Origin of the sequence: Caballeronia sp. LZ028 (assembly GCF_031451415.1) — a bacterium.
GTDB classification, from domain to species: domain Bacteria; phylum Pseudomonadota; class Gammaproteobacteria; order Burkholderiales; family Burkholderiaceae; genus Caballeronia; species Caballeronia zhejiangensis.
This window is the reverse complement of the sequence record NZ_JARUXN010000001.1, coordinates 2,332,562-2,356,033: the sequence shown is the minus strand read 5'-3', so window position 1 is coordinate 2,356,033 and position 23,472 is coordinate 2,332,562. Positions and strand designations below refer to the sequence as shown.

Annotated in this window: 25 protein-coding genes; 21 read left to right on the top strand and 4 right to left on the bottom strand. The window is 63.6% G+C overall.

Annotated elements, in window-relative coordinates; all coding sequences use genetic code 11:
• The first annotated feature begins 61 nt into the window (after positions 1–61).
• The 21 genes from rpmF to nagZ all read left to right on the top strand — a co-directional run bounded on the left by rpmF (position 62) and on the right by nagZ (position 19,223).
• Positions 62–241 (top strand): 50S ribosomal protein L32, encoded by a 180-nt coding sequence (gene rpmF, locus QCE58_RS11165; protein ID WP_008342254.1) that lies wholly within the window; start codon positions 62–64, stop codon positions 239–241.
• Positions 242–379: 138 nt separating this feature from the next.
• Positions 380–1,531, top strand: coding sequence for a phosphate acyltransferase PlsX (gene plsX, locus QCE58_RS11160; protein WP_250434957.1), 1,152 nt, complete (start codon positions 380–382; stop codon positions 1,529–1,531).
• Positions 1,531–2,520, top strand: a complete 990-nt coding sequence (locus tag QCE58_RS11155; protein ID WP_008342249.1) for a beta-ketoacyl-ACP synthase III — start codon at positions 1,531–1,533, stop codon at positions 2,518–2,520. Before plsX ends, QCE58_RS11155 begins: the two co-directional genes overlap by 1 nt.
• A 121-nt stretch (positions 2,521–2,641) precedes the next feature.
• Entirely contained in the window at positions 2,642–3,574 is a 933-nt protein-coding gene (fabD, locus tag QCE58_RS11150) for an ACP S-malonyltransferase (RefSeq protein ID WP_250458311.1), read from the top strand.
• 11 nt (positions 3,575–3,585) lie between these two features.
• A complete protein-coding gene (gene fabG / locus QCE58_RS11145) occupies positions 3,586–4,326 on the top strand; it encodes a 3-oxoacyl-ACP reductase FabG (RefSeq protein WP_034473531.1) in 741 nt (246 codons plus the stop codon).
• A gap of 250 nt (positions 4,327–4,576) precedes the next feature.
• Positions 4,577–4,816: an acyl carrier protein gene (gene acpP, locus QCE58_RS11140; protein WP_004197638.1), complete on the top strand. Its 240-nt coding sequence runs from the start codon at positions 4,577–4,579 to the stop codon at positions 4,814–4,816.
• Positions 4,817–4,959: 143 nt separating this feature from the next.
• Entirely contained in the window at positions 4,960–6,198 is a 1,239-nt protein-coding gene (fabF, locus tag QCE58_RS11135; RefSeq protein ID WP_008342106.1) for a beta-ketoacyl-ACP synthase II, read from the top strand.
• Between the two features lie 31 nt (positions 6,199–6,229).
• Entirely contained in the window at positions 6,230–6,685 is a 456-nt protein-coding gene (locus QCE58_RS11130; protein WP_008342105.1) for a protein YgfX, read from the top strand.
• A gap of 96 nt (positions 6,686–6,781) precedes the next feature.
• Positions 6,782–7,381: an RNA polymerase sigma factor RpoE gene (gene rpoE / locus QCE58_RS11125; RefSeq protein ID WP_008342103.1), complete on the top strand. Its 600-nt coding sequence runs from the start codon at positions 6,782–6,784 to the stop codon at positions 7,379–7,381.
• Positions 7,382–7,462: 81 nt separating this feature from the next.
• A complete protein-coding gene (locus QCE58_RS11120) occupies positions 7,463–8,101 on the top strand; it encodes a sigma-E factor negative regulatory protein (RefSeq protein ID WP_034473530.1) in 639 nt (212 codons plus the stop codon).
• A 4-nt stretch (positions 8,102–8,105) separates the two neighbouring features.
• On the top strand, positions 8,106–9,149 hold the full coding sequence (locus QCE58_RS11115) for a MucB/RseB C-terminal domain-containing protein (RefSeq protein ID WP_250502298.1): 1,044 nt from the start codon (positions 8,106–8,108) through the stop codon (positions 9,147–9,149).
• A gap of 22 nt (positions 9,150–9,171) precedes the next feature.
• On the top strand, positions 9,172–10,707 hold the full coding sequence (locus tag QCE58_RS11110; protein ID WP_034473529.1) for a DegQ family serine endoprotease: 1,536 nt from the start codon (positions 9,172–9,174) through the stop codon (positions 10,705–10,707).
• 5 nt (positions 10,708–10,712) lie between these two features.
• Positions 10,713–10,973: a glutaredoxin family protein gene (locus tag QCE58_RS11105; RefSeq protein WP_008342094.1), complete on the top strand. Its 261-nt coding sequence runs from the start codon at positions 10,713–10,715 to the stop codon at positions 10,971–10,973.
• A 135-nt stretch (positions 10,974–11,108) separates the two neighbouring features.
• Positions 11,109–12,899 carry a translation elongation factor 4 gene (gene lepA, locus QCE58_RS11100; protein WP_008342093.1) on the top strand — a complete coding sequence of 597 codons (1,791 nt, stop codon included), beginning with the start codon at positions 11,109–11,111 and terminating at the stop codon, positions 12,897–12,899.
• Positions 12,900–12,944: 45 nt separating this feature from the next.
• A complete protein-coding gene (gene lepB, locus QCE58_RS11095) occupies positions 12,945–13,838 on the top strand; it encodes a signal peptidase I (RefSeq protein ID WP_008342091.1) in 894 nt (297 codons plus the stop codon).
• 163 nt (positions 13,839–14,001) lie between these two features.
• Complete coding sequence (gene rnc, locus QCE58_RS11090; RefSeq protein WP_033537089.1) at positions 14,002–15,114, top strand: ribonuclease III; 1,113 nt, start codon at positions 14,002–14,004, stop codon at positions 15,112–15,114.
• A gap of 60 nt (positions 15,115–15,174) precedes the next feature.
• Positions 15,175–16,074, top strand: coding sequence for a GTPase Era (gene era, locus QCE58_RS11085; protein WP_250521235.1), 900 nt, complete (start codon positions 15,175–15,177; stop codon positions 16,072–16,074).
• A 3-nt stretch (positions 16,075–16,077) separates the two neighbouring features.
• Positions 16,078–16,959, top strand: a complete 882-nt coding sequence (recO, locus tag QCE58_RS11080; protein WP_250521234.1) for a DNA repair protein RecO — start codon at positions 16,078–16,080, stop codon at positions 16,957–16,959.
• Positions 16,956–17,729 (top strand): pyridoxine 5'-phosphate synthase, encoded by a 774-nt coding sequence (pdxJ, locus tag QCE58_RS11075; protein WP_175980375.1) that lies wholly within the window; start codon positions 16,956–16,958, stop codon positions 17,727–17,729. The genes recO and pdxJ overlap by 4 nt, the downstream gene beginning before the upstream one ends.
• A gap of 11 nt (positions 17,730–17,740) precedes the next feature.
• Entirely contained in the window at positions 17,741–18,157 is a 417-nt protein-coding gene (acpS, locus tag QCE58_RS11070; protein ID WP_250521233.1) for a holo-ACP synthase, read from the top strand.
• A 37-nt stretch (positions 18,158–18,194) separates the two neighbouring features.
• Positions 18,195–19,223: a beta-N-acetylhexosaminidase gene (gene nagZ / locus QCE58_RS11065; RefSeq protein ID WP_008342081.1), complete on the top strand. Its 1,029-nt coding sequence runs from the start codon at positions 18,195–18,197 to the stop codon at positions 19,221–19,223.
• 47 nt (positions 19,224–19,270) lie between these two features.
• Here nagZ and QCE58_RS11060 read toward each other — a convergent pair whose 3' ends face one another.
• From QCE58_RS11060 to earP, 4 genes are all read right to left on the bottom strand, one after another.
• Positions 19,271–20,668 (bottom strand): sigma-54 dependent transcriptional regulator, encoded by a 1,398-nt coding sequence (locus QCE58_RS11060; RefSeq protein ID WP_008342079.1) that lies wholly within the window; start codon positions 20,666–20,668, stop codon positions 19,271–19,273.
• A 160-nt stretch (positions 20,669–20,828) separates the two neighbouring features.
• Positions 20,829–21,179 carry a BON domain-containing protein gene (locus QCE58_RS34085; protein ID WP_008342078.1) on the bottom strand — a complete coding sequence of 117 codons (351 nt, stop codon included), beginning with the start codon at positions 21,177–21,179 and terminating at the stop codon, positions 20,829–20,831.
• Between the two features lie 265 nt (positions 21,180–21,444).
• Positions 21,445–22,002, bottom strand: a complete 558-nt coding sequence (gene efp, locus QCE58_RS11050) for an elongation factor P (RefSeq protein WP_008342076.1) — start codon at positions 22,000–22,002, stop codon at positions 21,445–21,447.
• Positions 22,003–22,257: 255 nt separating this feature from the next.
• Entirely contained in the window at positions 22,258–23,427 is a 1,170-nt protein-coding gene (gene earP / locus QCE58_RS11045) for an elongation factor P maturation arginine rhamnosyltransferase EarP (RefSeq protein WP_250521232.1), read from the bottom strand.
• Positions 23,428–23,472: the final 45 nt, after the last annotated feature.

The window sequence follows — 23,472 nt, the reverse complement described above, 5'->3', positions numbered from 1 at the left end:
GGCCGAGGGCTGTCGGCGGATCGGGCTGTGTTAGAATTCGCAAAATTTTTCTGGAGTAATCATGGCAGTTCAGCAAAACAAGAAGTCGCCGTCGAAGCGCGGCATGCACCGTTCCCACGACTTCCTCCCGACGGCTCCGCTGGCTGTCGAGCCGAGCACGGGCGAGGTGCATATGCGCCACCACGTGAGCCCGAACGGCTACTATCGTGGCAAGAAAGTCATCAAGACGAAGAACGACTAAGCGTTCATCGACGCTCGATGCGCCCGCCGGAATCATTCCACGGGCGCGCGGGCGCAACTCGCTCTTGACACTTTCCCGGTACGACGAGAAGGCGGCATTTCACTGCCGCTTTTTTGTGTCCGAAATTCGTCGCGTTCCATGACTGTAAAGATAACCATCGACTGCATGGGAGGCGACCACGGTCCGGCCGTGACCGTTCCCGCTGCCGTCAATTTCGTGCGCTCGCATCCCGACGCGCACCTGATGCTCGTCGGTCTCGAGCAGCCCATCCGCGCTCAGCTCAAGAAGTACAAGGCTTCCGACGAGCCGCGTCTGACCGTCGTTCCCGCCAGCGAAGTCGTCGCGATGGACGACCCGGTCGAAGTCGCGCTGCGCAAGAAGAAAGATTCGTCGATGCGCGTCGCGCTCAATCTCGTGAAAGAGGGCGAGGCGCAGACCTGCATTTCCGCCGGCAACACCGGCGCGCTCATGGCGGTGTCGCGCTATGTGCTGAAGACGCTCGCCGGTATCGAGCGGCCTGCCATTGCGTTCGCGATGCCGAGCCAGAAGGGCTACACCACGGTGCTCGACCTGGGCGCCAACGTCGATTGCGAACCCGAGCATCTGCTGCAGTTCGCGGAGATGGGCCACGCGCTCGTATCGGCGATCGAAGGGCGCGAACGGCCCACGATCGGTCTGCTCAACATCGGCGAAGAAGTCATCAAGGGCAACGAAACGATCAAGCGCGCGGGCGAACTGCTGCGCGCGAGCACGCTCAACTTCTACGGCAACGTGGAAGGCAACGACATCTATAAAGGTACGACCGATGTCGTCGTGTGCGACGGCTTCGTCGGCAATGTCGCGCTGAAGACCTCCGAAGGTCTCGCGAAAATGCTCGCCGACATGATCAAGGAAGAGTTCAGCCGCAACTTCGCCTCGAAGTTGATGGCGCTCGTCGCGCTGCCCGTGCTGAAGCGTTTCAAGAGGCGTGTCGATCCGGCGCAATATAACGGCGCGGCCTTGCTCGGCCTGCGCGGGCTTGTAATCAAAAGTCACGGTTCGGCCGAGGCCTTCGGGTTTGAGTGGGCCATCAAACGCGGGTATGATGCCGTCAAAAATGGCGTGCTCGAACGCCTGGTGCGCGCGATGGAAGAAAACGCTCCCGCCGCGCGCGAGGCGGACGCGAAGGGTCCCGCGTCGGCGGCCGCGGATCAATCGATCCAGCAGGCCGCTTCACAGCCGAACCCACAGCCAAACTCGCAGCCGAACCCGCCGGGCGAGTCCGGTACTGCGCTACATTCGAAGGCATAATGGCTCAATCCAATCTTTACTCTCGCGTGCTGGGCACCGGCAGCTATCTGCCGTCCGAGCGTGTCACGAATCAGGACTTGGCGGACCGTCTCGCGAAGCAGGGCGTCGAGACCAATGACGAATGGATCGTCGCGCGCACCGGCATTCACGCGCGACATTTCGCAGCACCGGATCAAACCACGAGCGATCTCGCGCTGATCGCTTCGCAGAAGGCGATCGAGGCGGCGGGCATCGATCCGCAATCGATCGATCTGATCATCGTCGCGACTTCCACGCCTGACTTCGTGTTCCCGAGCACGGCGTGCCTGTTGCAAAACAAGCTCGGCATCAAGAACAACGGCGCGGCCTTCGACGTGCAGGCGGTGTGCTCCGGTTTCGCCTACGGCGTCGCGACGGCGGACAGCTTCATTCGCAGCGGCCTGAACCGCACGGCGCTCGTTGTCGGCGCGGAGACGTTCTCGCGCATTCTCGATTTCAACGATCGCACCACATGCGTGCTGTTCGGCGACGGCGCGGGCGCGGTCATCCTCCAGGCGTCCGATGAGCCCGGCGTGCTGTCGAGCGCGCTGCACGCGGACGGCAGCTATTCGGACATTCTCTGCACGCCGGGCAACGTGAACGGCGGCGTGGTTCAGGGCAGCGCGTTCCTGCACATGGACGGGCAAGCGGTGTTCAAGCTCGCGGTCAACGTGCTCGAAAAGGTCGCGCTCGAAGCGCTCGACAAGGCGAAGCTCACGCCTGAAGACATCGACTGGCTGATTCCGCATCAGGCCAACATCCGCATCATGCAAAGCACGGCGCGCAAGCTGCATCTGCCGCCGGAGCGCATGGTCGTGACGGTCGGCGAGCATGGCAACACGTCGGCGGCATCGATTCCGCTCGCGCTCGACGTCGCGGTGCGCGACGGCCGCATCAAGCGCGGCGACAACATTCTCATCGAAGGCGTGGGCGGCGGCTTCACGTGGGGCGCGTCGGTCATCCGCTACTGATTCGCCGATCAGATCCCTCTACCCAATTCGTAACTGATCCCTCTTCATCGCTGACCCCGCGCGCTCCTCCAGCGCGCGGTCCATGAGGACATCGCGGATCATTCCAATCAACGAGGACGATATGAAATTTGCGTTCGTTTTCCCCGGACAAGGCTCGCAGTCCATCGGCATGCTCAACGCATTCGCCGATCACGCGATCGTGCGCGAGACCGTACAGCAGGCTTCCGACGCGCTCGGCCAGGATCTCGGCAAGCTGATCGCCGAAGGCCCGGCAGAAGAGCTGAACCTGACGACGAACACGCAGCCCGTCATGCTGACGGCCGCGTATGCGATTTATCGCGTGTGGGAAAAGGAAACGGGCCTGAAGCCTGCGCTCGTCGCTGGTCACAGCCTCGGTGAATACACCGCGCTCGTCGCGGCGGGCGCGCTCGCGTTCGCGGACGCCGTGCCGCTCGTGCGTTTTCGCGCGCAGGCGATGCAGAACGCGGTGCCGGTCGGCGAAGGCGGCATGGCCGCGATCCTCGGCCTCGACGACGACACCGTGCGCGCCGTGTGCGCTGAAGCCTCGTCGGCGGGCGTCGTCGAAGCGGTGAACTTCAATGCGCCGGCGCAGGTGGTCATCGCCGGTTCGAAGGCGGCCGTCGAGAAAGCGTGCGAGCTGGCGAAGGCGAAGGGCGCGAAGCGTGCGCTGCCGCTGCCGGTTTCCGCGCCGTTCCACTCTTCGCTGCTCAAGCCCGCATCGGATCAGTTGCGCGACTATCTCGCCAACGTCGAAGTGAAGGCGCCGCAGATTCCGCTGATCAATAACGTCGACGTCGCGATCGTCTCCGATCCGGCCGCGATCAAGGACGCGCTGGTGCGTCAGGCCGCCGGTCCGGTGCGCTGGGTCGAGTGCGTGCAGGCGATGGCGAAAGACGGCATCACGCACGTCATCGAATGCGGTCCGGGCAAGGTGCTCGCGGGCCTGACGAAGCGTATCGACGGTAATCTCGTCGGCGGCTCGATCTTCGATCCGGCATCGCTCGAAGAAACGCGCAAACTGATCGCTGGCTAAGGACGAACAACATGAATCTGCAAAACCAGGTAGCAATCGTCACGGGCGCGTCGCGTGGCATCGGACGCGCGATCGCGCTCGAACTCGCGAAGCAGGGCGCGACGGTCATCGGCACGGCGACGAGCGAAAGCGGTGCTGCGGGCATCAGCGAAGCGTTGCAGCAAGCGGGCGGCAAGGGCCGTGGCGCGGTGCTGAACGTGAACGACGCCGCCGCGGCGGATGCATTCATCGACGGCATCGTCAAGGAATTCGGCGGGCTGAACGTGCTCGTCAACAATGCGGGCATCACGAAGGATCAGCTCGCGATGCGGATGAAGGACGACGAGTTCGACGCCGTCATCGATACGAACCTGCGCGCGGTGTTCCGTCTTTCGCGCGCGGTGCTGCGCCCGATGATGAAGGCGCGCGGCGGCCGCATCATCAACATCACGTCGGTGGTGGGTTCGTCGGGCAATCCTGGCCAGGCCAACTACGCGGCGGCAAAGGCTGGCGTCGCCGGCATGACGCGCGCGCTCGCGCGTGAGATCGGCAGCCGTGGCATTACCGTGAACTGCATCGCGCCCGGTTTCATCGACACCGACATGACCAAGGTCCTGCCGGAAGAGCAGCGCACCGCGCTCACTGCGTCTATCCCACTTGGCCGACTGGGCGCGCCCGAAGATATCGCGCATGCTGTGGCATTCCTGGCCTCGCCGTTCGCCGGTTACATCACCGGCACGACGCTGCATGTGAACGGCGGCATGTACATGTAAGGCCTTAATAGGCATTTCGCAGAATTTCGCTTAATATCCGCGCCGGAACGGGCGCGCAAAATGCTCGAAAGAGCATCGTGCGTACCGCTTTCGCGCGGCAGTGAAGAATCGATGCAATGCCGGCCGCCGCCCTCTTGATGAAGGGCAGGACACGGTGGAGCATGGAACTGACGCGTCGTATTTTGCGGGTCCAAACCTGATAAAATGCGCGCACTTGTATTTTTGAACTTTTTTCCCCTCGGAGGGCTGCATGGACAACATCGAACAGCGCGTGAAGAAGATCGTCGCCGAACAACTGGGCGTGGCGGAAGCCGAAATCAAGAACGAAGCTTCGTTCGTGAACGATCTGGGCGCTGACTCGCTCGATACGGTCGAACTCGTCATGGCGCTGGAAGACGAATTCGGCATGGAAATTCCCGATGAAGAGGCCGAAAAGATCACCACGGTTCAGCAAGCGATCGACTACGCGCGCGCCAACGTCAAGGCCTAAGGCCGGACGCGCCAGCGACTCATCGTCAATCAGCTCGATGCATCGTCGCTGCAAACCGATTTGACAGCCACAGGGCACACAGGGCGGTTTCCTGTGGCCGCTGTGGCTTTTGTTTTTCGTCATTCTATGGATAAGGGGTTACCGTGAGCCGTCGTCGAGTTGTTGTTACAGGCCTTGGGCTCGTATCGCCTGTCGGCAATACTGTTGCCGACGGCTGGGCCAATCTGGTCGCGGGCAAGTCGGGCATCGCCAATATCACGAAGTTCGACGCGACGAACTTTTCCACGCGTTTCGCCGGTGAGGTGAAGGGCTTCAATATCGAAGACTACATGCCCGCCAAAGAGGCGCGCCATATGGATACGTTCATCCATTATGGTTTCGCCGCGGGCGTGCAGGCCATGCAGGACAGCGGCCTCGAAATCACCGATGAAAACTCGGAGCGCGTGGGCGTCGTGGTCGGCTCGGGCATCGGCGGTCTGCCGATGATCGAAGTCACGCAAACCGAACTGCTCAATCGCGGCCCGCGCCGCATTTCGCCGTTCTTCGTGCCGGCGTCGATCATCAACATGATCTCCGGCCATCTTTCGATCCGCTTCGGTCTGAAAGGCCCGAATCTGTCGATGGTCACGGCCTGCACCACCGGCCTGCACTGCATCGGCGAAGCGTCGCGACTGATCGAATACGGCGACGCGGACGTCATGATCGCGGGCGGCGCGGAAGCCACGGTTTCCCCGCTCGGCATCGGCGGTTTCGCGGCAGCGCGCGCGCTCTCGCAGCGCAATGACGATCCCGCGACGGCGAGCCGTCCGTGGGACACCGACCGCGACGGCTTCGTTCTCGGCGAAGGCGCGGGCGTGATGGTGCTCGAAGAGTACGAGCACGCGAAGAAGCGCGGCGCGAAGATCTACGCGGAAGTGCTCGGCTACGGCATGAGCGGCGACGCGTATCACATGACCGCGCCGCCGGAAGACGGCGACGGCGGCCGCCGCGCGATGGTCAACGCAATGAAGAACGCGCGCATCAATCCCGATGAAGTGAACTACGTCAACGCGCACGGCACGTCGACGCCGCTCGGCGACATCGCGGAGACGATCGGCATCACGCGTGCGCTCGGCGATCAGGCGAAGAAGGTCGTCGTGAACTCCACCAAGTCGATGACCGGCCACCTGCTGGGCGGCGCGGGCGGCCTGGAGTCGGTGTTCACCGTGCTGGCGATCCACAATCAGGTGTCGCCGCCGACCATCAACATCTTCAATCAGGATCCGAAGTGCGACCTGGACTACTGCGCGAACACCGCGCGGGAGATGAAGATCGACGTGGCGGTCAAGAACTCGTTCGGCTTCGGCGGCACGAACGGCTCGCTCGTCTTCAAGCGCCACTGAGCTCGGCGCGCTCGTCATCGCGGGGATCCATATGGCGAGCGTGTGTGTGAATCGGCCGCATCGTGACGCAGGCGTCGCGATGCGGCCGTCGCGTTTCTTGCGGGGCGCAATGCTCGGCTTCGTAGCCGTTGCGGGAGCGTCGGTGTTCCAGTGCGTTTTCGCGCATGCGGAGCACGCGGGGCACGCCGCCGTGGCTTGCGCGGCGGCGCTGGCGGTGCTCGGGCTGGCGTCGTACCGGTGGATGAACGCCCAGCCATCGGCGATTGGCCTTCTTTCCGACGGCATCACGATCTGGAACCGAAGCGGCGAGATGCGCCACACGAGCATCGCTGGGTGCGCGCAATGGAGCGGACGCCTCATCGCGTTGACGCTTTGCGATACGCGCGGGCGGCGCGAAACGCTCGTCGTCGCGGCCGATTCCGTCGATGCCGACACCTTCCGCCAGCTCTCGGTCCAGGCTCGCCGCGCCGCAGCGTCCCACCTGTAACGACTGTAACGGCGCATGAGCGTTCCGGTAGCCTTACAGGCGGTAACGCTACAATAGCCGTCCGCGCAACTTCCCCAAGCTAATCGGATTTCCCAGGTGAGTGAAAAAGAAATCGACCAATTGCTGGTCGAACGTGTCCAGAAGGGTGACAAGGCCGCGTTCGAACTGCTGGTCGCCAAATACCACCGCAAGATCATTCGACTGATCTCGCGCCTCGTGCGCGACCCCGCCGAGGTCGAGGACGTCGCCCAGGACGCCTTCATCAAGGCCTACCGCGCGCTGCCGCAATTTCGCGGCGAATCGGCGTTTTACACCTGGCTATACCGCATTGCTGTCAATACGGCAAAAAACTATCTTGCAACTCAGGGCCGCCGCGCTCCCACTTCTACCGAAGCCGATGCAGAAGAAGCGGAAACTTTCTCCGACGCGGACCAACTAAGGGATATCAACACGCCCGAGTCGATGTTGATGAGCAAGCAGATCGCTCAGACTGTCAACGCCGCGATGGCGTTGCTGCCCGAGGAATTGCGCACCGCCATCACGCTTCGGGAGATTGAAGGACTGAGCTACGAGGAAATCGCCGAAATGATGGATTGCCCGATCGGCACCGTCAGATCGAGAATTTTTCGTGCTCGCGAAGCCATTGCGGCAAAATTGCGTCCGTTGTTGGACACTCCCGAAGGCAAACGCTGGTAGGCGGCGAAAACCCTCGGGGCAGGGACGCGATATCTGGGTTGGTGGTGTCACAACGGGGTGTGGTCAAAGATGGGGAGCATCATGGGGTCGGTCTCGGTGCAGAATCAAACACAGGCGGGTTCGCGTGGCGAGCGCATGTCGGCTTTCGTCGACGGCGAAGCGCTCGGCGAAATTGGCAGCATCAGCCAGTTTCTCGCGGATCTGAAAGGCGACGAACGCGCGGCGTGGTCGGAATATCACCTGATCGGCGACGCCTTGCGCTCCGACGATCTCGCGGTCAGCCCGGCGCGCAGCAGCGCGTTCATGGCCGCATTCTCCGAACGTTTCGAAGCTGAGGCGCACGTACTCGCGCCGGCTGCATTGCCGGGCGTGACGGCGAAAGCGCGGGGCGGCATGTTGCGCCGTCGCGTGATGCCGGCCTTCGCGGTTGCCGCGGCGGCCGCTACGCTGACATGGATCGTCGTGCCGCAGCTGCAAGGCGTCGATCGCAACTCGGGCGCGCAGGTGGCGAGCGTCGCGCCGGCGGATTCGTCGATGCAGCGGGTGGCGCTCGCGTCGGTGCCCGCGGTGACCACGCGTACGCCGATCGTCGAAGCGAACATCATCCGCGACGCGAATCTCGATCAGTATCTCGAAGCGCATCAGCAGTTCTCCCAGCAGCCCGCGATGCCCGGTTCGATGCCCCTGATTCGCGCGGCGGCTATAACGCAAGGCCAATAATTTGATGCTGAGTGTGCGGTTGAATAAAACAAGATATTGGGGGCGGCTGCCGGCATTGATGCTCTGCGCAGCCGCGTTGTTGACGGCGGCAACGAGCTCGTTCGCTCAGGGAGACGATCCCGCTGCCGCCCGCAAGACAGCCGCCACTCTGCTCAACCGCATCCACGAAGCGGCCCAGCAGCAGAATTACGAGGGCACGTTCGTCTACCAGCGTGGCGCGACGGTGCAGTCGTCGCGCATTACGCACGTCGCCACGCGCGGTGACGGCGAATACGAATCGCTCGAAAGTCTCGACGGCGCGCCGCGCAAGATGCTGCGTCACGACGACGACATGTTCACCTTCGTGCCGGAGCGTCATCTGCTCGTGGTCGAGCATCGGCAGAACCGGGATTCGTTCCCGGCGTTGTTGTCGACGAGTGGCGATCAGGTGCTTTCCGTCTACGATCCGAAGCTGTTGGGCACGGACCGCGTCGCGGGAATCGAAAGCCAGGTGCTCGAGCTCGATCCGAAAGATTCCTATCGTTTTGCCTACAAGCTGTGGGCCGATGCGAAAACCGGCTTGCTGCTGCGCGCTCAAACGCTCGACCCGGACGGGCAAGTCCTCGAGCAGCTTTCTTTCTCTCAGGTACGTATTGGCGGGCCGATCGACAAGGCGCCGATCGCGAACGGCATTCGCAACACGTCGGGCTGGACCGTCGTGCGGCCGCCCGTGCAGCCGGTCGACATGGAAGCGCAGGGCTGGCAACTGACGCCGACTATCGCGGGCTTTCGCAAGATTCGCGAGTTGCGCCGTCCGATGGCGTCGAGCCAGCAAGGCCAGCCGCCGATTCCGGTCGATCAGGCCGTGTTCTCCGACGGTCTCGCGACGATCTCGGTTTTCGTCGAGCCGGTGGAGAAAAATACGCGCAAGGAAGGCGCGGGCAATAGCGGAGCGACGCACGTTCTGGTGAAGCGCCGCGGGGATTTCTGGATCACCTTGCTGGGTGAAGTGCCGCAAGCCACATTGCAGCAATTTGCTTCTACCATAGAATACAAGCCTTCCAAGTAATCCAGATCCCGGCCTCCAACCTATGAGCAACTTCTCGCTGCGCAAGTTCATCGCGGCCGCGGCGCTCGCCGTGTGCCTGCCGTTCGTATCGCAATCTGCGTCAGCGGTGCCCACGGTGAACCTGCCGGACTTCACGACGCTCGTCGACAAGGTGGGGCCCTCGGTCGTGAACATTCGCACGACCTCGCGCGTCGGTTCGGGCAGCGATCTGCGCGGCCTGCCGCCCGGTCTCGATGAAGGCGACATGTCGGAATTCTTCCGACGCTTCTTCGGCATTCCGATGCCGGGTCAGCCGCCTCGTGGAGGTGGCGGCGGCGGAAATAACGGCGGCGGAAGTCAGGGCGATCAGGGCAAGGGCGGCAGCCGCAACGCGCCCGACGACAACCAGGACAACTCGGAGCAGAGCAGCGGCGTCGGCTCCGGCTTCATCCTGTCGACCGATGGCTACGTGATGACCAACGCACACGTCGTCGACGATGCCGACACCATCTACGTCACACTCACGGACAAGCGCGAATTCAAGGCGCGTCTCGTCGGCGTCGACGAGCGCACGGACGTCGCCGTCGTGAAGATCAGCGCATCGAACCTGCCGGCGATCACCATCGGCGATTCGAACAAGGTGCGCGTCGGCGAGTGGGTGCTCGCAATCGGTTCGCCGTTCGGCCTCGACAACACCGTGACCGCGGGCATCGTCAGCGCGAAGGGGCGCGATACGGGCGATTACCTTCCGTTCATCCAGACCGATGTCGCCGTGAATCCGGGCAACTCGGGCGGTCCGCTCATCAACATGGCGGGCGAGGTGATCGGTATCAATTCGCAGATTTACAGCCGCACGGGCGGTTTCATGGGCATCTCGTTCGCGATTCCGATCGACGAAGCCATGCGCGTCGCCGATCAGCTTAAGACGTCGGGCAAGGTGGTGCGCGGGCGCATCGCGGTGGCGATCGGCGAAGTGACGAAGGACGTCGCGGATTCGCTGGGCTTGCCGAAAGCGCAAGGCGCGCTCGTGTCGAGCGTCGAATCGGGCGGGCCGGCCGACAAGGCCGGCGTGCAGCCAGGCGACATCATCCTCAAGTTCAACGGTCAGAACGTCGAGACCGCGACCGATCTCCCGCGCATGGTCGGCGATACGAAACCCGGCACGAAGACCACGCTCACGATCTGGCGCAAGGGCCAGACGCGCGATCTGTCGATCACGGTCGCCGAAATGCAGCCGGACAAGGTCGCGAAGACCGAGCAGAAGAAACCGCCGCAGCCGAAGGAGCGCGCGAGCAATTCGCTCGGCATGGCGGTGAGCGACATTCCGGCAGATCAAAAGAAGGCGCTCAAGCTGTCGAGCGGCGTTCAGGTCGATGCCGTCGAGGGACCGGCGGCACGCGCGGGCTTCCAGAAGGGCGACATCATCATGCGTATCGGCGATACGGATATCACGAGCGCCAAGCAGTTCCAGGAAGTCGCGCAGGGCCTCGACGCGAGCAAGATGGTCGCGATTCTCGTGCGTCGCGGCGACAACACGCAGTTCGTGCCGGTGCGCCCGCGCGTGCCGGCGCAGAAATAAGCGCGATGACGTCGAAGCCAGGCGCGGCCTTCATTCTGTACGGGCGCGCCTGGTGTCATCTGTGCGAGGACATGCGGGCCGAACTCGAGCCAATCGCCGCGCAACACGGCATTCCGATCGAATGGATCGACATCGACGAAGATCCGCTGCTCGAAGCGCGCTACGACGAACGCGTGCCGGTTCTGGCGCTCGATGGCGTCGAGCTGTGCCAGTACCGGCTCGACGCCGACGCGGTACACGCAGCGCTGCTCGCGCGCGGTCGGTGAGGGCGGCGCAGGCGAAATCCGCCGGGGCACCCCCGTTTTCGGCTAAAATGCTCAAGTTTTCCCCAAATTTTCAAGGCGTGCTCCGCGTTGGTGAGGGCGCGCCTTTTTCGCTTTTTTTGGCACGATCGGCACTGAATGGATCATATTCGTAACTTCTCGATCATCGCGCACATCGACCACGGCAAGTCGACGCTCGCTGACCGCATCATCCAGTTGTGCGGCGGCCTGTCCGACCGTGAGATGGAAGCGCAGGTGCTCGATTCGATGGACCTCGAGCGCGAACGTGGCATCACGATCAAGGCGCAGACCGCGGCGCTGACCTATAAGGCGCGCGACGGCCGCGTCTATAACCTCAACCTGATCGATACGCCGGGGCACGTCGACTTCTCCTACGAAGTCAGCCGCTCGCTATCCGCGTGCGAAGGCGCGCTGCTCGTCGTCGATGCGTCGCAGGGCGTCGAAGCGCAGACGGTGGCGAACTGCTACACGGCCATCGAACTTGGCGTCGAAGTCGTGCCGGTGCTCAACAAGATCGATCTGCCGGCCGCGAACCCCGAAAACGCGATCGCGGAAATCGAGGACGTGATCGGCATTCAGGCCGCGGACGCCGTCCATTGCAGCGCGAAGACGGGTCTCGGCGTCGAGGACGTGCTCGAATCGCTGATCGCGAAAGTGCCGCCGCCCGAGGGCGATCCGGACGCGCCGCTGCAGGCGCTCATCATCGACTCGTGGTTCGACAACTACGTCGGCGTCGTGATGCTGGTGCGTATCGTCAACGGCACGCTCAAGCCGAAGGACAAGATCAAGATGATGGCGACCGGCGCGCAATACCCGGTCGAGCATGTCGGCGTGTTCGCGCCGAAGTCCACGAATCTCGCGCAATTGTCGGCGGGGCAGGTGGGCTTCGTGATCGCGGGCATCAAGGAACTGACGGCCGCGAAAGTGGGCGATACCGTCACGGTCGCGAGCCGTCCGGCCACCGAGCCGCTGCCGGGCTTCAAGGAAGTGAAGCCGCAGGTGTTCGCGGGGCTCTATCCGGTCGAGGCGAATCAGTACGACGCGCTGCGCGAATCGCTCGAAAAGCTGAAGCTCAACGACGCGTCGCTGCAGTTCGAGCCGGAAGTGTCGCAGGCGCTCGGCTTCGGTTTCCGTTGCGGCTTCCTCGGCCTTCTGCACATGGAAATCGTGCAGGAGCGTCTCGAGCGCGAATTCGACATGGACCTCATCACCACCGCGCCGACGGTGATCTACGAGGTCGAGCAGCGCGACGGCACGACCATCATGGTCGAGAATCCGGCGAAAATGCCGGAGCCGCAGAAGATCGAGGAAGTGCGCGAGCCGATCGTCACCGTGAATCTGTATATGCCGCAGGAATATGTCGGCTCGGTCATCACGCTGTGTACGGCCAAGCGCGGCTCGCAGATCAACATGCAGTATCACGGCCGTCAGGTGCAGCTGACCTACGAAATCCCGATGGCGGAAATCGTGCTCGACTTCTTCGACCGCCTGAAGTCGACGTCGCGCGGCTATGCGTCGATGGACTACGAGTTCAAGGAATATCGCGCGGCGGATGTCGTCAAGGTCGACATGCTCATCAACGGCGACAAGGTCGATGCGCTGTCGGTCATCGTGCACCGTTCGCAGAGCCAGCATCGCGGCCGCGAAGTGGCGTCGAAGATGCGCGAACTGATTCCGCGTCAGATGTACGACGTGGCGATCCAGGCGACCATCGGCTCGAACATCATCGCGCGCGAGAACATCAAGGCGCTGCGCAAGAACGTGCTCGCGAAGTGCTACGGCGGCGACATCTCGCGCAAGAAGAAGCTGCTCGAGAAGCAGAAGGCCGGCAAGAAGCGCATGAAGCAGGTCGGCTCTGTCGAAATCCCGCAAGAGGCTTTCCTGGCGATTCTGCGCGTCGACGAGTAACGCGCGCACGGCGAAGCAAACAACGATAACAACCGGAAGCGATTGATGAATTTCGCATTGATTCTTTTGATCCTCGTCGTATTGACGGGTATTGCCTGGGTGCTCGACAAGCTGGTGTTTCTGCCGCAACGGCGCCGCGCCGCCGACGCCGCGGTGGCCGAGTTCGATCGCCAGCAGGAGCGCGTCGGCGAGCGTTTCGCCGATGAAAACGCCCCGCAGACGCGCGCCCGCCTGCACGACGACAAGCTGCGCCAGCCGTGGTGGCTCGAATACACGGCGAGCTTCTTCCCGGTGATTCTCGCGGTATTCGTCGTGCGCTCGTTCATCATCGAGCCGTTCAAGATTCCGTCCGGCTCGATGGTGCCGACGCTGCTCGTCGGCGACTTCATCCTCGTGAACAAGTACGAATACGGCCTGCGCATGCCGATCACGAACACGAAGATGACCAACGGCAGCCCGCTCAAGCGCGGCGATGTCGTCGTGTTCCGCTATCCGAAGGACGAATCGGTCGACTACATCAAGCGCGTGATCGGCCTGCCGGGCGATACCGTCGCGTACGAAGACAAGAAGCTCACGATCAACGGCAAGCCGGTGCCGGAGACGCCGCTGCCCGATTATTTCGACGACGAGCGCATCGGTTACGCGAAGCAGTTCGAGGAAGATCTCGACGGCCGCAAGAACGCGATCCTGAACAATCCGCAAGTGCCGCCGTTCATCGTCGGCGCGGACGATTTCCCGTTCCGCGACAACTGCAATTACAACGCTCAGGGCGTGACGTGCAAAGTCCCCCCGGGCAACTACTTCATGATGGGCGACAACCGCGACAACAGCGCGGACAGCCGCTACTGGGGCTTCGTGCCGGACAAGAACATCGTCGGGCGCGCCTTCTTCATCTGGATGAACTTCAGCAATCTCAAGCGCATCGGCGCTTTCCAGTGAACACACATCACGCCGGCTCGTCTCCTGAGACAGCCGGCGTTGCTCATTCTTAAAACAAGCTTCGAAACGGCGTGAAGAAGCGCGGCTAACACCGTCTCGCCACGCGTTTTCCGGCGCGGTCCGGCGGAATCGTCCGCCCGCGCGCCCGCGTTATACTCTCTCCATGCCATCTTCTCCGTTGGAAAGCCGGCTGCGGTACGAATTTCGCAATGCGGAATTGCTGCGCCAGGCGATGACCCACCGCAGTCACAGCGCCACGCACAATGAACGGCTCGAATTTCTCGGCGATTCCGTTCTAAATTGCGTGGTGGCCGCGCTTTTGTTCCAACGATTCAGCAAACTCGACGAAGGCGACCTGTCGCGCGTGCGCGCGAATCTGGTCAAACAGCAGTCGCTTTACGAAATCGCGCAGGCGTTGAACGTGTCCGAAGGCTTGCGGCTCGGCGAAGGCGAATTGCGCAGCGGCGGCTTTCGCCGTCCGTCGATTCTCGCCGACACGCTCGAAGCGATCTTCGGCGCCATCTTCCTCGACGGCGGTTTCGACGCCGCTTTCACCGTCATCAAGCGGCTGTACACGCCGGTGCTCGATCACATCGATCCGCGCACCATCGGCAAGGATGCGAAGACGCTTCTGCAGGAATATCTCCAGGGCCACAAGATCGCGTTGCCGACTTACACCGTTATCGCAACGCACGGCGCCGCGCACAATCAGCAGTTCGAAGTCGAATGCACGGTGCCGAAACTCGACGTGAAAGTGTCCGGTTCCGGCGCGAGCCGCCGCGCCGCCGAGCAGGCTGCCGCGAAGAAGGCGCTCGACGAAGTGATGGCCGCTGCACCGACGCTCGGCATGAAGCCGAAGCGCAAGGGCGCGCGCGCGGCGAAGCAGGTCGAGCCCGAAGTGGTGCCCGGCGTCACCGGCATTCAGGCGGCGCTCGATCTGCGGTCGCCCGATCGTCGCGAGCGTCAACATGCACCGCACGGCACGCAGCAGGCGCCGCAGGAACGCCCGGCCACCGCGCCGCTCGCCGTGATTCGCGCGACGCACGTCGAGCCGTCGGCGGGCGCGTACGCAGCCGCGGACAAGCCCGAACGCGCCGTCATTCACCGGCCGGAGAAAGCGGCGAAAAGCGATGCGACGCAAACGTCCGAACGCAGCGCGAATGCGGACAAGCCCGCGCCGTCCGACGAACGCGACGACGACGCCGGCACGCGCAACAGCGCCGCCGCGGATGCGCCCGCGGGCCGCGTCGTGCGCGCCGCCGACGCCGGTCACTGACGCGCGCATCGAGCGCACATCGCGCCCCCGCGCCCCAACGACTTCTTGCCGCACACATCTATGAACGCTCCTACTTCTTCCGGTTTCCGCTGCGGCATGGTCGCGATCGTCGGCCGTCCTAACGTCGGCAAGTCGACGCTGATGAACGCGCTCGTCGGCCAGAAGGTGAGCATCACCTCGCGCAAGGCGCAGACGACGCGCCACCGCATCACCGGCATCAACACGTTCGACGACGCGCAGTACATTTTCGTCGACACGCCCGGTTTCCAGACACGTCACAGCGGCGCGCTGAATCGCTCGCTGAACCGCGCGGTGACGTCGACGCTCACGTCCGTCGATGCGATTCTCTTCGTGATCGAAGCGGGCCGCTTCGGTCCGGACGACCAGAAGGTGCTCGATTTGATCCCGACCGGCACGCCGACTTTGCTGATCGCAAACAAGCTGGATCGCGTCGGCGACAAGAGTTCGCTCTTTCCCTTCATGCAGCAGATGTCGGCCTTGCGGGACTTCCGCGAGATCGTGCCGCTGTCGGCGAAAAACGTCGACGACATCAAGCGCCTCTTGTCGGTCGTGAGGCCGTATCTGCCGGAAGGCGAGCCGATCTACGGCGAGGACGATCTGACCGATCGCAGCGAACGCTTCCTCGCCGCCGAAATTCTGCGCGAGAAGGTGTTCCGCTGGACCGGCGACGAACTGCCGTACACGAGCACGGTGCTCATCGACAAGTTCGAGACCGAAGGGCGTCTGCGCCGCGTGTTCGCGACGATTCTCGTCGATCGCGACATGCACAAGGCGATGATCATCGGCCAGAAGGGCGCGAAGCTGAAGCAGATCAGCACCGAGGCGCGGCTCGACATGGAGAAGCTCTTCGACGGTCCCGTGTATCTCGAAACCTTCGTCAAGGTGAAGAGCGGCTGGGCGGACAACGAAGCGGGCCTGCGCGCGTACGGCTACGAGTGATGCATGGACGACGGCCCGAACGACGCCCGGATGATTCCGCCCGCCGATGATCGTCCCGACGACGATTTCGACGCGGAAGAGCGCCCGGCCGCGCGCGCCGTGCCAAAGCGGCGGCGCGCGGCGCCGTCATCGACATCCGATGCCGAGTCTGCGCCGAGAAAGCCGCGTTCGGATTTTCGCGTCGCCGAGCAGCCGGGATTCGTGCTGCACAGTTATCCGTATCGCGAGACGAGTCTGATCATCGACGTGTTCTCGCGCGATCACGGGCGCGTCGCGCTCGTCGCGAAGGGCGCGAAGCGTCCGCATTCCGCGCTGCGCGGCGTATTGCAGACGTTTCAGCCGCTGGGACTTTCGTGGACCGGCAAGGGCGAAGTCCGCACGCTGACGACCGCCGAATGGGTCGGCGGCATGTTGCCGCTCGCCGGCGACGCGTTGCTATGCGGCTTCTACGTCAATGAATTGCTGGTGAAGTTCTGCGCCCGCGAGGACGCGCATCCGGCGCTCTTCAACCATTACGTGCTGACGCTCTCGCGCCTCGCGCACGACGAACCCGCCGCTCAGGTGTTGCGTTCATTCGAATGCGTGCTGCTGCGCGAAACCGGCTACGCGATGAATCTCGTGCGCACGGTGACACGCCAGCCGGTCCTCGCCGACGCCCGCTATGTCTTCGATCCAGACCGCGGCGTGCGCGAGGCGTCGGACGATCTTCCGGCGCAATGGCCGATGATTTCGGGGCAAACGCTCATCGACATCGAGCGCGACGACTACACGAATCCGCAGACCGCCGCGCAGAGCAAGACGCTGATGCGCTTTCTGCTGAATCACTACCTGGGCGGCACGCCGCTCGCCACCCGTCAGATATTGATCGACCTGCAAAAACTATGAGCTTCTTTCTCACATCGCCTGCGAATGTGATCGATCTGGGCGTGAACATCGATCACGTCGCCACGTTGCGCAACGCGCGCGGCACGTCGTATCCCGATCCAATCCGCGCGGCGCTCGCCGCCGAGGAAGCGGGCGCGGACGCCATCACGCTGCATCTGCGCGAGGATCGCCGTCATATCGTCGATGCCGATGTGCGCACGCTGCGTCCGCTCCTCAAAACGCGTATGAATCTCGAATGCGCGGTGACGCGCGAGATGCTCGACATCGCGTGCGAGATCAAGCCGCACGACGTCTGTCTCGTGCCGGAAAAGCGTCAGGAAGTGACGACTGAAGGCGGCCTCGATGTCGCCGGCCGCTTCGAAGAGGTCAAGGCCGCGTGCAGGCAACTCGCCGACGCGGGCGCGCGCGTGTCGCTTTTCATCGATCCTGACGAGACGCAGATTCGCGCCGCGAAAGAGGCCGGCGCGCCCGTCATCGAACTGCACACGGGCCGATATGCCGAAGCGCACGACGAAGCCGAACAGCAACGCGAATTCGAGCGCGTCGCGGCGAGCGTCGATGTCGGCAACGCGCTCGGGCTGAAGGTGAACGCGGGCCACGGCCTGCACTACACCAACGTGCAGGCGATCGCGGCGCTGCCGGGCATCGTCGAGCTGAACATCGGACATGCGATCGTCGCGCATTCGATCTTCGCGGGCTGGGACAACGCCGTGCGCGAGATGAAGGCGATCATGGTCGCGTCGCGTCTCGCGTCGGCCAACGCGCGCTGAGCGGGCACATCATGACGATCTACGGAATTGGCACGGACGTCGTGCAGGTGAGCCGCGTCGCGGCGGTCATGAGACGCACCAAGGGCCGCTTCGCCGAAAAGGTACTCGGCCCCGACGAACTGCGCGTCTACCACGCGCGCAACGCGCGTTCGGAAGTGCGCGGTCTCGCGTTTCTCGCGACGCGCTTTTCGGCCAAGGAAGCGTTCTCGAAGGCGATCGGCCTCGGCATGCGCTGGCCGATGACGTGGCGCGCGCTGCAGACGCTCAACGAGCCGAGCGGCAAGCCGATGATCGCGGCCTCCGGCGAACTCGCGCAATGGCTCGAGCAACGCGGCATCACGGTGAAAGTCACGGTCAGCGACGAGCGCGATTACGCGGTGTCGTTCGTGATCGCGGAAGTGGCCGACAGCGCGCCCGGCCAATCCTGAATTCAATCCAACCAAGACTAAAAGCCAATTGAATCCGATGAAACGCACTCCCGGCCCCGTCATGTTCGACGTCGCCGGCACGACGCTCTCCGACGCGGATATCGAACGCATCACGCATCCGATGACGGGCGGCATCATTCTCTTCGCGCGGCATTTCACCGACCGCGCGCAACTCGTCGCGCTGACCGATGCGATCCGCGCGGTACGCGATGACATCCTGATCGCCGTCGATCACGAAGGTGGCCGCGTGCAGCGTTTTCGCACCGACGGCTTCACCGTGCTGCCCGCGCCGGGCAAGCTCGGCGAGCTGTGGGACAAGGACGTGCTTGCCGCGACGAAGGCGGCGACCGCGTTCGGCTACGTGCTCGCGTCGGAGTTGCGCGCGTGCGGCATCGACATGAGCTTCACGCCGGTGCTCGATCTGAACTACGGACAGTCGAAAGTGGTCGGCGATCGCGCCTTTCACGCCGATCCGCGCGTCGTGACAATGCTCGCGAAGAGCCTGAATCACGGCCTCGCGCTCGCGGGCATGGCGAACTGCGGCAAGCATTTTCCGGGTCACGGTTTCGCCGAAGCCGATTCGCACGTCGCGCTGCCGACCGACGATCGCACGCTCGACGAGATCCTCGCCGCCGATGTGCGCCCGTACGACTGGCTCGGCATGTCGCTGGCGTCGGTGATTCCGGCGCATGTGATTTACACGAAGGTCGACGACAAACCGGCGGGATTCTCGCGCATCTGGCTGCAGGACATCCTGCGCGGCAGGCTCGGCTTCAACGGGGCGATCTTCAGCGACGATCTGTCGATGGAAGCCGCGCGCGCGGGCGGCACGCTCACCGAGGCCGCGACGGCCGCGCTCACGGCGGGCTGCGACATGGCGCTGATCTGCAATCAGCCGGAAGAGGCGGGCAAGGTGCTGGAGCAGTTGCGCTATACGCCGCCGAAGGCGTCGGCGCAGCGTCTCAAGCAGATGCGTCCGCGCGGCAAGGCGCTGCGCTGGAGCAAGCTGCAGGCGCAGGCCGAATATCAGGCGGCGCGCGCGCTCGTCAAAGAGATGCTCGGGTAAACGAAAAACGCCACGGATCTCGTGGCGTTTTTTTGTGGCAGGTGAAATCAGGACGATTCCAGCTTCATCCGCTGCAGCTTGTTGTAGAGCGTCTTCGGGCTGATGCCGAGCAGCGTCGCCGCGCGGTGACGCGTGCCACCGACCGCTTCGAGCGTCGCGCGAATCAGCATGTCCTCGACGTCCGCGAGCGCGGTGCCGACCGTCACCTGCACGCTGCTGCCGTTGAGACCGCGACCGCCGAGGCCGCCCGGCTCATCGACGCGCAATGTCTCGATCGTCTCGCCCGACGCGTGATACGCGCGCCGCACGCGCTCGCGCAGCTCGCGCACGTTGCCGGGCCATTCGGTCGCGATGCACTCGCGGATAAACGCCGGGCTGATACGCTTCGGCGAGCCGCTCGTGATTCCGGCGATGTGATTCTCGCGGTTCAATTCGTCGACGAGCGTTTCGGCGATCAGCGCGATGTCGTCGTCGCGATCGGCGAGCGGCGGCAGCATGATCGACGACGCGGACAGACGCTGAAACAGATCCTCGCGCATCGCGCCGCTCGCGACGGCTTCGCGCATCGGCGTGCGGGACGCGGCGATCAGGCGGAAGTCCGTCATGATTCGATTGCTGCCGCCGACGCGCATGAACGTCTGCGAATCGAGCGCGCGCAGGAGCGCTTCCTGTTGCGCGGCGGGCAGCAGATCGATCTGGTCGAGGAACAGCGTGCCGCCGCCCGCCTGTTCGAGCAGACCCGGCTCGCGGTTCTCGGCGCCCGCGAAGGCGTTGCGCTCATGGCCGAAGAGAATGCTTTCCATCGAGCGCTGCGTGCCGTCGGGCGCCTGGCGGCTCGCGGAACAATCGAACGTGACGAACGGGCCTTTGCGACGGCGGCTCAATTGATGGATCGTGCGCGCCGCGATCTTCTTGCCCGTGCCCGGATCGCCGCAGATCAGCACAGCGGCTTCGGTCGGCGCGGTGTGCTCGATCAGATCGTAGACGTGCTGCATCGCTGCGCTGCGGCCGATCATGTCGCCGAAATGGCCGAGATCGCGCAGCGTCGTTCGCAGCGACTGGACTTCCTCGGTGAGCTCGTACGGCCGCGGAATGCGCGCAAGCAAGCTGCGCAAGCGCGGGATGTTCACGGGCTTCAGCAGATAGTCCCAGATGCCGTGTCGCAAGCCTTCGATCGCGCTTTCCACCGTCGCATTCCCTGTCATCACGATGACCGGCAGCGCGCCATCGGGCGGTTGCGAGGGCAGGCTCGGCAACAAGTCGAGACCGCTGCCATCCGGCAGATTCAGGTCGATCAGCACGACATCGGGGATGAAGCGGGTCAGCGCGGAGCGCGCCTCGGCGAGCGTCGTCGCGGTATCGACGGAAAAGCCGTCTGCCGTGAGGATCGCGGACAGGCCGGAGAGGCTATTGGGATCGTCTTCGACAATCAGTGCGTGTGGCATGGCGGACCAACGTATCAAAGTGGACTGTAATGCGCCGTTTCCGCGTGGGATCGGGCGTGTCGTGGGCGGAATACCGCGCCGCTTTCCGGCGTTCGGCGCGTACCCCGCTGCGGTTTTTTGTCCTGCGTTACTCGTTCGGCATCGTTGTGCTGCAAGCGCGTCATTGCGGTCTGAGATGCAGTTCGTTGCTGACCGACTGCACGCCCGGGACACTGCGCGCCACGGCCAGCGCTTTCTGAATCTGCACCTCCGAATCTGCGTATCCCGACAACTGCACGACGCCGCGATACGTCGCGACGCTCACCGGCAATGGCTTCAACTGCGGATCGGCGGCGAGCGCGGCTTTCACGCGAGCGGCGAGCGCAGCGTCGTCGGTTGCGATTTCGCCGCCGGTGTTCGCATTCGCCGATGTCGCCGGACTCGACTTGCAGCCGGCGATGAGAGCAAAGGCGGGCAATGCGAGCGCCGCGACGATCAGAAACCTGCTCCGGATGAAAGGCGTGCTTTGCATGTCGGCTTGGAAATCTTGATCTGGTTGATCGAGCAGAAACCGTGCCAGGCAGTTAATTTTTCCGATGTACGTCGCGCACGCGGGGCCAGCGCGGGCGGCTGGGGGAATCGGCGGTGGAGCGTATCGGGGCGCGACCGGTAAAGTTTGCCTGAAATTGTCAAAAAATTCATGCAAAAGAAAAAGCGCCCGCGATGGGGCGCTTTTTTGGACCGATCGGGCGGTGCGCTGCACCGGCCGTTCGGCTTACGACACAGCGGCGTAAGGCTTACGCGCGGCTGCGATATTCATTCGTGCGGGTGTCGATTTCGATCTTGTCGCCGATGTTGCAGAAGAGCGGCACTTGCAGTTCGAAGCCGGTGTTCAGCTTGGCGGTCTTCAGCACCTTGCCCGACGACGTATCGCCCTTGACGGCCGGTTCCGTGTAGACGATCTCCCGAACCAGCGTGGTCGGCAGTTCGACCGAGATGGCCTTTTCGTTGTAGAACACGACTTCGCACGCCATGCCGTCTTCGAGGTAGTTGAGCGCGTCGCCCATCATTTCGGCTTCGACTTCGAACTGGTTGTAGTCGGCGTCCATGAAGACGTACATCGGATCGGCGAAGTACGAGTACGTCACTTCCTTGCGATCGAGCACGACGACGTCGAACTTGTCGTCAGCCTTGTAGACGGTTTCCATGCCCGCTGCCGTCAGCAGGTTCTTGAACTTCATCTTCACGACCGCGGCGTTGCGGCCCGACTTGTTGTACTCGGCGCGCTGCACGACCATGGCATCGTTGCCGATCATGACGACGTTGCCGACGCGGAGTTCTTGTGCGGTCTTCATAAAACTGGGTCCTGTACGAATGGATTTGGCTTGAATGCCTGAAATGAATCGATCCGACGGCGGCGGTGCCTCGGTTTTATGCCGCCGCCGTGCGAGTGTTCGGGCTAACGAGGGATCTGCCGCGAACGGCTTGAGCAAATGGCTTGATCTTCGCGGCGCAAAACTGGACGAACTGCGCCTTGCTTCCTCGGATAACCGCTTATTTTAACTGAGTTTTTGCTTGTTTGGCCAGTCGATTGGCGCTCCGGAAACGCGTCAGCGCGAGTTTCGTCTGCTGATTCGCGAGGCCACATGGGCGGCGAGATTGCCGGCCAGATCGCCGATGCCCGCGAGTTCCTTCGCCCACTTCACGGCGCGGCGCTCCCATTCTCGCCGATGCGCCCAAAAGTCCGCCCAGTCGGGAACGCCCACGCCATTCCACGCGTGCCAGAAGCGTGCGGCCGCCTCGCGCGCGGACGGATCGAGCGTGCGCGTGTAATGCGCGAGCGCGGCGTCGAGCTTGGGCAGATGGGCGTCGTCGGCTTGCGGGTAGATGTGCCAGACGAAGGGCTTCATCGCCCATTGCGCGCGCACGAAGGAATCCTCGCCGCGCACGAAGTTGATGTCGGCGGCCCAGAGCAGTTCGTCGAAACGCGTTTGCTCGACGAAGCCGAGCGCGTGCGCCTCCAGCGCGCCGGCGCGCGCCGTCGTGCCGGCGATGAAGTTCGGCACGTCGAAAAAGCGTGCGACCGCGCCCGAGATGCGGCCTTCGGGAACGAGCAGCACGACGGGCGCATCGCCGTCGCGCCATTGCGCGAGGAGCGCGTCGACAGCCGGATTCTCATATGCGAACAGCGACACGACCGTATGTTCGCCGCCCGGCCGCTCGATCCCGACGCGCTCGCGCCACCACGCGTTCGCCTCGAAGCGCTCGCGGCGCGCGTCGAGATCGCGTTCCTTCAGCACGCCGCCCGTGCCCTTGCCGAGCCCGGGAAAGAAGAAGCTCTTGTCGAGCGGATAGCGCGGATGCGGCGACGGGCGCATGTGGAAATCGGCGACCCAATCCTCGCCGCTCAGATATTCGAGATTGATCCAGACCGGCTTCGGATCGCGGCGTGCCATCGCGGCGATGTACGCATGCGGCAATTCGCACGCGAACGCCTCGATCACGACATCGGCGATGGCGAGCGTGTCGCCCGCATGCGCAGGCTCGCGCCAGTGCTCGATCGCGATGCCCATCGCCTCCTGGCGCGGCAGCGTCGCATCGACGTCGGGGCAGAGCGCGTGAAAGACCGTCAGATCGTCGACGAAAAGACGCACGCGCCAGCCGTGCTCCGCGTGCAACTGCCGCGCGAGACGCCAGCACACGCCGATGTCGCCGAAATTGTCGACGACCGCGCAGAAGATGTCGCAGGCGAGTTCCTGATTGGCGGCAAGCGTAGTCATGAGGACGAAGGCGCGCAGTTTAATGTTCTAAACTGGCGATTCTAA